13 protein-coding genes and 1 rRNA gene are annotated in these 13007 nt (G+C 37.4%); 2 read left to right on the top strand and 12 right to left on the bottom strand.

Annotation, left to right across the window (positions count from 1 at the left end; translation table 11 throughout):
- The first annotated feature begins 6 nt into the window (after positions 1–6).
- Positions 7–447, top strand: a complete 441-nt coding sequence (locus tag DK861_RS05070) for a PACE efflux transporter (RefSeq protein WP_072063841.1) — start codon at positions 7–9, stop codon at positions 445–447.
- Positions 448–485: 38 nt separating this feature from the next.
- Here the strand turns inward: DK861_RS05070 and DK861_RS05075 are convergent, their stop codons facing one another.
- The 11 genes from DK861_RS05075 to DK861_RS05125 form a co-directional block, all read right to left on the bottom strand.
- Complete coding sequence (locus DK861_RS05075) at positions 486–716, bottom strand: hypothetical protein (protein WP_072063842.1); 231 nt, start codon at positions 714–716, stop codon at positions 486–488.
- Positions 717–735: 19 nt separating this feature from the next.
- Complete coding sequence (gene hxsA / locus DK861_RS05080) at positions 736–1299, bottom strand: His-Xaa-Ser repeat protein HxsA (protein ID WP_109399405.1); 564 nt, start codon at positions 1297–1299, stop codon at positions 736–738.
- Positions 1296–2405: a His-Xaa-Ser system radical SAM maturase HxsC gene (gene hxsC / locus DK861_RS05085; RefSeq protein ID WP_109399406.1), complete on the bottom strand. Its 1110-nt coding sequence runs from the start codon at positions 2403–2405 to the stop codon at positions 1296–1298. Before hxsC ends, hxsA begins: the two co-directional genes overlap by 4 nt.
- On the bottom strand, positions 2398–3786 hold the full coding sequence (gene hxsB, locus DK861_RS05090) for a His-Xaa-Ser system radical SAM maturase HxsB (RefSeq protein WP_109399407.1): 1389 nt from the start codon (positions 3784–3786) through the stop codon (positions 2398–2400). The genes hxsC and hxsB overlap by 8 nt, the downstream gene beginning before the upstream one ends.
- Complete coding sequence (gene hxsD / locus DK861_RS05095) at positions 3783–4058, bottom strand: His-Xaa-Ser system protein HxsD (RefSeq protein WP_072063846.1); 276 nt, start codon at positions 4056–4058, stop codon at positions 3783–3785. The genes hxsB and hxsD overlap by 4 nt, the downstream gene beginning before the upstream one ends.
- Positions 4059–4165: 107 nt before the next feature.
- On the bottom strand, positions 4166–4963 hold the full coding sequence (locus DK861_RS05100) for a sulfite exporter TauE/SafE family protein (RefSeq protein WP_109399408.1): 798 nt from the start codon (positions 4961–4963) through the stop codon (positions 4166–4168).
- A gap of 203 nt (positions 4964–5166) precedes the next feature.
- The gene (locus tag DK861_RS05105) at positions 5167–6912 is read right to left on the bottom strand and encodes a biotin carboxylase N-terminal domain-containing protein (protein ID WP_109399409.1); all 1746 of its coding nucleotides are present in this window, start codon (positions 6910–6912) and stop codon (positions 5167–5169) included.
- A gap of 16 nt (positions 6913–6928) precedes the next feature.
- A complete protein-coding gene (locus DK861_RS05110) occupies positions 6929–8506 on the bottom strand; it encodes a 5-oxoprolinase/urea amidolyase family protein (protein ID WP_109399410.1) in 1578 nt (525 codons plus the stop codon).
- A gap of 14 nt (positions 8507–8520) precedes the next feature.
- Positions 8521–9327, bottom strand: a complete 807-nt coding sequence (locus DK861_RS05115; RefSeq protein ID WP_109399411.1) for a putative hydro-lyase — start codon at positions 9325–9327, stop codon at positions 8521–8523.
- A 2-nt stretch (positions 9328–9329) separates the two neighbouring features.
- Positions 9330–10115, bottom strand: a complete 786-nt coding sequence (locus DK861_RS05120; RefSeq protein WP_109399412.1) for a 5-oxoprolinase subunit PxpA — start codon at positions 10113–10115, stop codon at positions 9330–9332.
- A gap of 13 nt (positions 10116–10128) precedes the next feature.
- The gene (locus tag DK861_RS05125) at positions 10129–11379 is read right to left on the bottom strand and encodes an NRAMP family divalent metal transporter (protein ID WP_109399413.1); all 1251 of its coding nucleotides are present in this window, start codon (positions 11377–11379) and stop codon (positions 10129–10131) included.
- A 467-nt stretch (positions 11380–11846) separates the two neighbouring features.
- Here DK861_RS05125 and DK861_RS05130 point away from each other — a divergent pair, with 467 nt between their 5' ends.
- A complete protein-coding gene (locus DK861_RS05130) occupies positions 11847–12506 on the top strand; it encodes a GntR family transcriptional regulator (protein ID WP_109399414.1) in 660 nt (219 codons plus the stop codon).
- Positions 12507–12636: 130 nt separating this feature from the next.
- Here the strand turns inward: DK861_RS05130 and rrf are convergent.
- Positions 12637–12752, bottom strand: a 5S ribosomal RNA gene (gene rrf, locus DK861_RS05135).
- Positions 12753–13007: the final 255 nt, after the last annotated feature.

Below are 13007 nucleotides of genomic sequence, written 5' to 3' on the forward strand. Positions count from 1 at the left end.
AGCACAATGCAAGGTATTAAACGAAAAATTGTCTACGTGACAGCTTATGAGATTTTTGGCTGGGTTATTTCATCCGTTGGACTTGCTCTTTTGGCTGATAGCTCAACAGCAGTAACTGGCCCATTAGCGCTTGTGATAACAACAATCGCGGTGAGTTGGAATTTTATTTATAACTGTATGTTTGAATTTTGGGAAAGTAGGCAGATTTCAAGAATTCGAACTTTTAGACGCCGTATTGTACATGCAATTGGATTTCAGCTAACACTAGTACTCTATTTAATTCCGTTAATTGCATGGTGGCTTAATGTTTCGTTATGGCAAGCGTTAGTGATGGATTTTGCGCTGATAATTATTATCCCTTGTTATACTTTCGTTTATAACTGGGTATTTGACAAAGTATTTGGTTTACCGGCATCTGCATTACCTGAAAATGCGCCTGTAGCCTAAACGACAAATGAATTAAGAAGAGTGATCTGCAATTAAGATCACTCTTTAACGGGGTAGATATCTTCTAATGCAAATTGCTCAATACCGCCTTCTAACTCACAACGACCCAAACCAATATTTTTATCATCAGCCGTTGTTCTTTTGAGTAACTTACCTGTTACTTGAGAAAGTTGAGTATCTAATTCAACAACACGATAATACTCTTTCATATAGCTTTCTTCACCTAGCGCCATATAAACTAAAAATTCATCACCTATTTTAATGTTCATACTTTAACCATCTGCATTTTTAATTAGTTGCATAAATTCCTAATGCATTTAATAAATCAGCATCAATTAATGCATTAGAAGATAGTTTCATATCTCTTCTATAGTTTTGTATTGATTGGCGGGTTGCTGGTCCCATAACACCATCAATTACACCATTGAAATAATGCTTTTCAAATAATGCAAATTGTACCCTCATAACAAGGCGCTTTCTTTGTTCTTGAGTAAAGTTTGAATTCCTAACCGATTGTGAAAAATCATTATTAGATGAAGAATTTGACGAATTCTGCGAATTTGTTCTATTGGTTGTTTGTGGCTGAGAATAACTCGGCGTAGAAGGAGCACTTCTATAATAACCACCACCAGAAGAAGAGCGGTGAGAACTATGGCTACGATGGCTTCTGTGAGAGCTATGGCTTCTATGTCCAGCAATATAAAATGGTGTTTCTACATTTAAGGGTGCAAAAACAAGATCTTCAGGTTCAAAGGTTAATTCAGAATTAGGTAGTCCGGTAGAACTGGCTATTACCTGACTATTTAAGGATAAAAAACCAGGTAGTAATGCAGCTAAACTCCACTTTTTCATAAAATTGCCCTCGCAGTTTGATGATATTTACCATATGAAGAACTGAAATATCCGCCACAATGCTCTTTCATTTTGCATAGGCTACATTCACTTGGATAATAATTCTTCCAATCAGAAATAGATTGAACACTGTATGCCCATAAGTTTTCAGGTAGATGGCATAAAGGATAGTTAAACAATGCCAAAGGTATTTGACTAATATCCGTCATATTAATCGCTAAATTTAGCTGTTCTGAGTACTCATCAGGAGAAATATAAAGATCCTCCCAGTTTCTTTTAGCCCAGCCTGTTGGCTCTAAATTCATAATTGAAATTTGATTAATATTTGAAAAAATCCTTGCACATAGTTCAACAATCCCATGAAAATAAAGGTAATTTATTTTTGTTGGTATTATTCTTAATTCAATATTGATACCTAAATTACCAGCATTAATTAATCCTGCAATCGTTTCTTTATATGCCCCTTTACATCCAACTAATTCGTCATGAGTTTTCTCATGAGTAGAATAGAGAGGAATACCAAATGATATAGCCATTCCCTTAATTTCTTCTGCTAATTTTTTAGTAAAAGTAATATCACTAAATTTTCGCCCATTAGTTAATACATGTAGTGCCGTTTTAGGTGCATCTTTTTTCACTATTTGGATGAAATCAATAAATTTTTCATCATAAATTAAAGGCTCCCCACCACTAATTCCTATGATGCCATCAAAATTAAATGCAGATATAGCAAGAATAGCATCTTCTAATAGCCAAGAATCATCATCTTTTTTGGGTGGTTGAGAACAAAACTGGCATAGATTATTACATCGTTCAGTTACGAGTAATGTATTGTGATTTGCCTTACGAGATAGAATTACTCTCACTTTATTATTTGAAGAAGAAATAATATCACCATTCTCGACACTATTATAAAGCTCACTATTTACTATTACATATTTTGTACCGTTATAAGGTTTCGGCGATAAAACCGTTTCTTCTTGTTGAACAATAACATTGTCTAAATAGAATTTAGGATCTACCAGTTTATCTTTAAATACTTGGTAGTAACCATTATCTAAATTACTCTTTATATCGAATAAATCTTTTCTAATAACCTCAAGCATAAGTCCAACTTTTTAATAAAGTAGATCCTTCATTACCTTTATCAATTTTTTTTACTAATAATTTAAACATCCCTTTGTGATAAAGGCAAAATCGTGAAAGGCTTTTATTTCCAATCGGCTCACCAAATAAACTGATATTCTGACAAGGGTCAACGCCACAATATGGCTGAAAAGCACAAGTTTCACAACCAACATGTAACATGTTAAATGAATTAGAAAGTAAATTATTATAGATAGGATTTTTATTAAATGATAACGAATCAAAGTCACCTAAAGAAAAGTCAATATCAGAGTATACCTGCTGAAGCATTCTTGATTCATCACTTCCATAGACTTTCCCATCATAATTGAATAGTAAACTATTAAATACTATACCACTTGGCGATTTTAAATCAGCATATCCACAAAAGCCTGGGCTATATAATCTTTTTATATGTATAGCACCAGAATGCTCAACAAAAGGAAATCCTTTCTTGTTTTCCTCGAAAATAATATCTAATAATTTCTCATAAAAATTAATATATTCAGATATTGTGTAGCTTTCTTTTTTCTCTGCAAATCCATAAGGGCTTATAGGTCTAATAAAAAGATCAAATATATCTAATTCAAAATGAGCATCAATGAGTGACTGAGGATTATGAAGTAATTCTTTTGTTACCGTAGTGACTGTTGAAACCCTATTTTTACCTAGTCTGCGTTGCAGTTTTTTTATATTTTCTGTAATTATCTGAAATGAATTTTTTGTAGGTAATATCCTGTTTTTATTATGTACATATTCATTTCCATCTAAAGATACTGAGTAAATAACAGGCTTTTCTTCTGACCATTCAATCATTTTATCTGTAAGTAATGAAAGACTTGAAGTAATAACAAACTCAATATTCTCTTGACCAAGTTGAATAATAGCTTCGTCATATATTTTTTTTACAAGGTCAAACCTAATTAATGGCTCACCACCTTGTATTTCAATTTTATAATTATTTTTCGAAAGATTTTTTATTAGTGAGATTATTTTAGGAATTTCATTCTCATTTAAATCGAAATTATTAGACGATATGGAGGCTCGACTTACTTGGCAATATTTACAAGTATGATCACAACGTAATGTCGGCACGATCATAAAAATTGGAGAAAATCTCATTTCTGACATTAATTTTTTTCCTAAACCAGATGCAATCATCATTTTAGGAAGTTTTGTATCCTCATCAGTAAGAAATAATTTATCTCGAAGTATTTTATTTACTTGCTCATCAGCACTTTTTCCAAAATCAATAATATTTGATAACTCAACGTGATTTAAAACATGATTAAAACCAGCTAGGTTGCTGATAAATAATCTATTATCATCTATGTATTCGAAGTTAAATGGTAATAAATTCATTCGTTCAACCTTTCATTTATACTCACCAACACTTTATTAATAATTGATTCTTTTACTTTTCCTGTTTTTAATTCTATTTTTTCTCTTAAAATATAATCATTAATTAATTTATTAAATTCGAATAAATTTGACTCGTTATTGTCTTCAAACGTAATTTTCCATTGATTATCTATTTCTTCTAATGTCCAACGAGTATAGCTAGACATCCAATACAAAGAATTTCGTATAACCCATTGAGAATAATTAGATTTATCTAGTTTTATTTCAGTCATTTCATATCTTTCATAGGAAAAACATAAAAATATCTTATATTTTTATGTTGCTTATGTCATTCAATTTATCCACAATGATTGAATCGAATATAAAAAATTTTTTATATTCAATAGATTAACTTCCAACTCATCATAATGATGCTGATCAGAATAAACGACAGTGTTAAATATTGGAAAAAACGCTCTGATAAATAGACAAGTAAATAGCGTGATAATGGAATAGAAAACAATGATCCTAAGCAAAGAATAAGTGCCGTGTGAACATCGGTATAACCACCAGCACTATAAGCAATAGCTGAGCCACCCGAAAGGATCGTGGTAATAAAAATAGAGGTACCAATTGCCTCTTTAATCCCCATTTGTGCAAAACGCATTAATACAGGCAATACCACTAATCCCCCTCCAACTCCCGTCGCTCCAAGCACAAACCCTGCACTCATTCCTGGTACAAATAAGGAAGAAAAAGTAACGGATGAAGGTGGTGGCAAAGAAATTAAAAGATCTGAACCTGTTGATCTTCTTATCATTCGTTGTAAAAACAAGATCAATGAAAACACGATGGCAACGATCATTAAAATATTAATACCAGATTCAACACGATCGTAATATTGAGGTTGCGATCCCAACCACGTCACCCCATAACTCGCTAAAAAAGTTGCAGGAAACATGATCGCCAAAATTAATAATGCGGGTTTTAATGGAATATTACCTAAACGAAAATGAATATAAGAAGACGAGAGTTTCATTAGCATAGATAACAAATTAGCCGTTGCCACAGCCGCTAATGCATTCATTCCAAAAAGATAAATAAGAACAGGCAATAAAATAACGCCTCCGCCAACGCCGGTCGTTGTAATAACTAACCCTATTGCAGCGCCGATAAGCAATTGTGAGACGAGTAACATCTTATTTCCTTTTGCTGATAATTTAGCGAGCCTAGATTATAGGCAAAATAACTTATAACCAAAAGGAATTAGATATAACAAATAGATATATAAATAAAGTTATTATAAAAAAGCCCTTTAATACGAAATTTACTCATCTTAAAGGGCGAATATTAAAGGCGGGCATTATTCTTATTAATCAATATATTAATTCTTTAACACGCTTAATTTATTTCAGCTAAAACGGTTTCTGCTGAAAAGTAATCACCTGTTTTGGCTTTTTGCTGTAATACCCCGTCACAAGATGCGACCACCTGAACTTCCATTTTCATCGCTTCCATAATAGCAATAACATCACCTTCTTTGACTTTATCACCATCAGATAAGATCCAGCTATGTAATACACCAGAAATTGGTGCAATAACTGCTTTTTCATTCTCTTCTTTCTCATGACTGGCATTCATTGCTGTTGGTATTACCGCAGAGAGTGATAATAATTGAGCTGGCAAAGCAAGTTCATGACGACGACCATCAATTTCAATAAAGGTACGAACGAGTTGTTCATTTTTTGCTGGTGTACTACGTGGGAAATGGCTATTTTTTGCCTGAAAATCAGTTTCAATCCAACGAGTATGTACCTTAAAATCTTCAGTAAAATCGGTGTGTTCCATCATTTCACAATGGAAAGGCAATACACTTGCCACACCTTCTATTTTAAATTCAGATAATGCCCGACGAGCCCGTGCAATGGCTTGTTCACGTGTTGCACCTGTCACTATCAGTTTGGCCATCATTGAATCGAATTGGCGTGAAACCTGATTATTTTCAGCAACACCACTGTCTACTCGCACACCTGGACCTGAAGGCTGAGAGAAGTGTGTAATTAAACCTGGTGTAGGTAAAAAGCCTTTCGCCGGATCTTCCGCATTGATCCTAAATTCAAAAGAGTGACCGCGCGGGACAGGGGTTTTATCAATACTGACTGGCAACCCGTCAGCAATACGTAACTGCTCTATCACTAAATCGATACCCGCGGTTTCTTCTGTAACCGGATGCTCTACTTGTAAACGTGTATTCACTTCTAGAAATGAGATAGTACCATTTGCACTTAATAAAAACTCAACTGTACCGGCTCCGACATAACCCGCTTTAGCACAAATATCTTTAGCTGATTGATGAATACGTTCACGTTGTTCATCTGTTAAATAAGGTGCTGGGGCTTCTTCAATCAGCTTTTGATTACGGCGTTGTAACGAACAATCTCGCGTTCCGACAACAACAACATTGCCTAATTTATCTGCGATAATTTGCGCCTCGATATGACGAGGTTTATCTAAGAATTGTTCAACGTAACATTCACCACGTCCAAATGCGGTGACTGCTTCTCGTACTGCGGAATGATAAAGCTCTTCAATTTCTTCCATTTTATGGGCAATTTTTAAGCCTCGCCCACCACCACCAAAAGCGGCTTTAATGGCAACAGGTAGGCCATATTGCTTGGCAAAATCTAGAACCTCTTTAGCATCATTAACGGGATCTGCTGTGCCATTTACAAGGGGAGCACCGACAGATTGTGCAATTTTACGTGCTTTCACTTTATCGCCAAGTACCTCAATCGTTTCAGGATTTGGCCCGACCCAAATAAATCCGGCTTCTTGTACCGCTTTTGCAAAATCTGCACGCTCTGAAAGAAAACCATAGCCTGGATGGATCATCGTCGCTTTAGCTTTACTAGCAATATCAATAATTTTGTTGATATCTAAATAGCTTTCTTTCGGTAAATTACCATTGAGTCCATAAGCTTCATCAGCAAGACGAACGTGTAGTGCATCAATATCATCATTGGCATAAATGGCAATTGAAGTGGCACCATAATCCTGACAAGCACGAATAATGCGAACCGCGATTTCACCTCGATTTGCAATAAGTACTCGATGCTTCACTCGTTGTTTTTGGTTAATTGTTGTCATGAGTGGCATTCTCCTATCAATATTCTTGAAATTCGGTAATTGGATTAAAACGAATTTTAGCGTTAACAGGGATCTGCCCTGCGAGTGGTAAGTGATATTCAGCGACAGCACCAATAACAGGATAGCCCCCTGTTAATGGGTGATCGTTAAGAAACAAAACAGGCTGCCCATTAATTGGTACTTGTATTGCACCAATACAGGTGCCTTCACTTGATAATTCTTGTTGTTGCTCACGCGCAAGGGGCGTTTCGCCCAATAAACGTAAACCAATACGATTAGATTGTGGTGTGACTTGCCATAATTGAGAGGTTAGCGTCTTTATTGCATCCGCGGTAAACCAGTCAGTACGAGGGCCTAAAACGATATCAAGTGTGACAATATCACCTTGTTTTGGTAGCACTGATGTTGGCTGTTCATCGGCTACAATACCGTTTGAAATGCTTTCATTATTCAGATGAAGGACATCGCCTTCTTGCAGTGCACTAGGCCCAATTTGCGCTAAAGTATCAAAAGCCTGACTACCTAAAACTTTAGGTAATTCAAACCCACCTCTCACAGCAAGATAGCTACGTACCCCTGTTGTTGGTATACCTAAAATAATTTCATCACCACAACGAACATCAATTGGTTGATAGCTTGATAGATATTCACTCTTTCCCGACTCATGTTTTAGTAAAATAGAACAATCCGCCCCAGTTAAGGCAATAACACAATCTTGTCGCGCTTTAAGTGTTAATCCACCTTGAGTTATCTCAAGTGCCACGAAGGTTGTCGGATTCCCAACCAAACGATTAGCCGCATGTAAAGCGGGTTTATCTAGTGCACCAGAAGCAGAAACCCCCATTGATGCAGCACCAATTCGTCCTTCATCTTGAAATAATGTCTGTAACCCTGCCGAAATAACATATAAGCCTGTATCATTTAATGAAAGAGGGGAAGCTACTGCCGATTTTTTTTCAGGCAATGAAACTGTTATTGGTGCTTTTTGTGCATCAATAAAATGCACTTCATTTCCCGGTAATAAAAAGGCGGGTTGTTCGCGGGAAAGATCCCACATTTTTATTTCCGTCGTTCCGATTAACTGCCAACCGCCGGGACTTTGTTGTGGATACACACCACTAAATTCACCGGCTAATCCAACAGAGCCTGCTGGGATCCGTGTACGAGGCGTTTTACGACGAGGTACATAGAGCTGGGTTTCATCAGCGATCAGATAAGCAAACCCCGGTGCAAAACCAGTGAATGCAACTTGATAAGTTTGTTCTGTGTGCCTGCGGATCACTTCATTGGTAGTGATCCCTAATAATTCAGCGACCTCATTGAGATCTTCACCTTGATAATGAACAGGGATCGTTAATGACTGTGTTTGACGTGCTGATAGCGCTTTGATTTCTAATTGTCGGAGCTGAACAACAAGTTCTTCAGCCGTAATTAGCCACGGTGTATAGTGAATTAAGAGCGTTTTCGCTGCGGGTACAATATCTTCAATAGCAGCAATATCAGCTTGTTTAACGGATTCATACAATGCGAGCGTCTCTTTTAAAGAGGAGAGTTCGACAAGTAAGTGAGACAAGTTAACAGGCAAAAAGCGCAAAATATCTTCCTCCCTTATACATGATAAGCAGCATCAGGCACATCAGTAATAAACATATGCCCCGGAGCATGACTGAGCGCAAAAGGAACGCCTGAACGCATCACCGCCGCTTGTGGTGTCACACCACAAGCCCAAAACACGGGGATCTCACCTTCTTCAATTCTTACTGGAGAGCCAAAATCGGGTGACATAATGTCTTTAATACCCAGCGCTTCTGGTGAACCGATATGAACCGGAGCACCGTGTACCGAAGGAAAGCGGCCGCTGATCATGACTGCATCAGCAATTCTATCTGACGGAATAGGACGCATTGAAACCACTAACTCGCCTTCTAATCGTCCCGCTGGGCGACATAAACGATTGGTTTTATACATCGGAACATTGCAGTTATCCGTAATGTGTCGAATTTCAATACCCGCTTCTAACATCGGCGTTTCAAAAGTGAAACTACAACCAATAAGAAACGTTACGAGATCGGGGTGTTGTGCCCAAATGGCTGTAGCATCTGTAATCTCATCTGTTAATTTGCCATTTTCCCAAACACGGTAAAGAGGAATGTCAGTACGCAGATCGGCGTCTTTCGCTAAAACAGTACGATAACTACCTGATTCACAAACATCTAAGATAGGGCAACTTTTAGGATTACGCTGTGCATAAAGTAAAAAGTCGAATGCCCAATCGCGAGGCAAACTAATCATATTTGCTTGTGTCATTCCTTTTGCCATACCTGCTGTTGGTATAGCTAAACCATGACGAATTGCTAATCGAGCCTCTTGTGCTTTGGTGATTGCATCAACAGTTGCTTTCATTAAATTTGTCATATTTACCCCTCAACTTTCAGTAAAGCAGGAGCAAATGATTTAATTGCAATACCATGATTTATTAAAGTTTCTTTTACGCTTTTGGCTAAATTGACTGCATCAGGACTATCACCATGAACACAAATAGAATCAGCTTTTATCGCCGTAAAAATACCTTCTATAGACTCAACACCACCTTCTTGTACAAGTTGTAGCATACGTTGTGCAACACGTTCCGGATCATGTAAAACTGCGCCCTCTTTTTTACGAGAAACCAGAGTGCCATCAGCGTGATAAGCTCTGTCTGCAAAGGCTTCGGCTATAACACGAAGTCCTTTTTCTTTTGCAAGAGTAATCAAAGGTGATCCTGCTAAAGCAACTAATGTCAGTTGAGGATCTACGCCGAGTATCGCCTCAATAACAGCAAGTGCTTGGCGTTTATCATGAGCAATTGTGTTATACAACGCGCCATGAGGCTTAACATAAGTCACGCTCAAACCCACTGCTTTTGCCAATCCTTGCAAAGCACCTATTTGATAAATCACATCTGCGGTTAATTCATCACTGGCGATATCCATATTACGGCGACCAAACCCCACTAAATCAGGATAAGCGACATGCGCCCCTATTGCGACATTGTGTTGTTTTGCCGCTTTTAATGTTCTTAAAATTCCATCCGGGGAGCCAGCATGGAAACCACAGGCAATATTGGCACTACTGACTATTTCAAGTACTGCATCGTCATTGCCCATTGTCCATTGTCCGAAGCTTTCACCTAAATCACTGTTTAAATCGATGGCATTTATCATTGTTATTATTCCTTTAAGCAATCTTGAGGTAGTTGAAAATCGCACCGACTGACATGATGCCCATATACCAAGTCAGTACACAGACTAAAATGCCTGACCATAACAACCATGCTGGGTATTTATAGCCATTCATTAAGTCTTGGCGACGCCATGCAACAAAAATAAACAGTGTCATACCAATAGGTAAAATCAGACCATTAAAACCACCGGCAAAGACTAATAGAGCAGCGGGCGCTGTTCCCATCATCATATAAATAGCTAATGAAACAGCAATAAAGATAATGGTTGCGATATTACGTTGGCGTTCTGTGATCCCTTTTTTAAACACCGTAATAAATGACATAGAGGTGTAAGCAGCACCAATAACACTAGTGAGAGCAGCGGCCCATAAGATAAGACCGAAGATACGTAACCCAGTTAAACCCGCAGCATGTTGAAATGCTTGTGAAGCAGGGTTCGCAGCATGGCTAGAAATATCTAATGTTACACCGCTAGCCACAACACCTAAAATGGCGAGAAATAAAATGTAGCGCATCAATCCAACAACTAAGATACCTTTTGTTGCAGCGTTCGATACCGCTTCAATATTCTCAATACCCGTCGTTCCCTTATCAAGAAGACGATGAGCACCCGCATAACAGATATAACCCCCTACTGTTCCCCCCACAATCGTGGTAATTGTGGCAAAGTTAATAGAGTCAGGTAAAACTGTTTGTCTTAATGCTTCGCCAATCGGTGGATTGGATGCAAACATAACAAAAACAGTTAGTAAGATCATGACCATACCAAGAATGATAATCATACGATCAATAAAGTTACTGGCTTTACGTGAAGAGAAAATATAGATCGCAAGCAATGCACTTAAGATCCCACCCCATTTAGGATCTAGTCCAACCATCGCATTAAGCCCTAATCCTGCACCTGCAATATTACCAACGTTAAACACTAAACCACCGAAGATAACTAATATCGCCAGCAAATAGCCACTTCCTGGGATAGCTTTGTTGGCAATATCTGAAGCCCGCATATTGGTTACCGTGATCACTCGCCAAATACTTTGTTGCACAATAAAATCAATCACAATCGACGCTAAGATCCCAAACGCAAATGCGGCCCCCATTGTCGCCGTAAAGGTTGCTGTTTGTGTAATAAAACCAGGACCAATTGCTGAGGTTGCCATTAAAAAAATAGCGGCAATCAGAGAGGAACGTCTACTTTTTATAAACGAAGTTGGAGCTGTATTTGCAGAATCTTGTGTAGCCATAAGCTACCCCCTTTATCATCATTATTTTAATTATTATTACTAAGGCAATTTACATGCCATTGTTGAGCATGAATACATGATTGTTAATCAAGTGATATTAGATTGTTGAACAATTAATAATAATAGATGAATAAATAAGCAAATAGATTTAAATATGGGATGATAAAAGTGCAAAGAAGATCGCATTTTTAACATTTTATTGACAATTTGAGATGATTTATTCGTATCAAAAATGCACGGGAATGAAGCATAAAAAAATAAGATGCACAAAAATAGTGCATATAAATGAAGAAAAATAAATTTGAACATTAAAAATTGATAAAGAAAAAATCAATTTTTTTAATAAAAAGAAGCGGAAAGCAATATTGTAGAGAGTGATAAGTGCAACATACAGCGACAATAGAGGTTATATATTGTAAAGCTCACTGATAGAATAGATGTTTCTATTGAGCTAATAGCAGAAGATAATGCAGAAGAAAACATCTCCACAAATTCTTTCTCAAAAAGTCGCCAATATTATTCGACAAAAGATCACTATAGGAGAATTACCTCCTGGTGAAAGACTTTCAGAAACCGCATTAAGTGAAACGCTAGAAATATCGCGTAATACCTTGAGAGAAGTTTTTCGTGTGTTGACGCAAGAAGGGCTGTTAACTTATAAACCTAATCGTGGGGTTTTTGTTTCAGTACCAGATATGGCCTCTATTATGGATATTTATCGTGTAAGACGGTTAATTGAGTGTGATGCATTACGACATTCTTATCCTATGCACCCAGCCATTATTAGAATGCAAGATAGTGTCGAACAAGCAAAAAAGTTTCAAGAACAACAAGATTGGAATGGTGTCGGAACCTGTAACATGCATTTTCATACCGCAATTGTTGAGCTTTCAGATAGCCCTAGACTGTTTAAACAATACCAACTTATTCTAGCAGAATTACGCTTAGCCTTCGGTTTATTAAACGATCCTCAATTACTACATGCGCCTTATATTGAGAAAAATGAACAGATTTTAATGCTGTTAATGGATGGTAAAGCAGAAGAAGCTGCGATGGCAATGGAAGACTATTTGGAAATTTCAGAAAGGACAGTGCTCGCTGCATTCTCTCGTCATAATTTTTGTTAATTATTCAATTAATAATAAAAGTGCCCTATGTTGGGGCATCTAAATAGTGTATTTTTCATTATTATTCTATTTAAAAACTCCAAACGCAAAAAAGCCAACCCATTGGGTTGGCTTTCTCGTCTTATTTAATGCCTGGCAGTTCCCTACTCTCACATGGGGAGACCCCACACTACCATCGGCGCTACAACGTTTCACTTCTGAGTTCGGCATGGGATCAGGTGGGACCGTTGCGCTATGGCCGCCAAGCAGAATTCTTCAAATTCTTTAATTATCCGTCTCTTCCTGAGACTCACCCCTCTGGGGGCCAGTGCTCCGCACTGTTCTAGTTTGTTCCAAACAAACTGGTCAGTTTTATTACCCGTTACTTCGATTTCTCGTCATAACCAGCAATATTCAATCTTAAACAAGCCTACTTCATTCATCTTTGTCTCTCAGACAAAACACCTTCGGTGTTGTCAGGTTAAGCCTCACGGTTCATTAGTACTGGTTAGCTCAACGTAT

Source organism: Proteus sp. TJ1640, from assembly GCF_003144445.1.
GTDB lineage: Bacteria > Pseudomonadota > Gammaproteobacteria > Enterobacterales > Enterobacteriaceae > Proteus > Proteus penneri.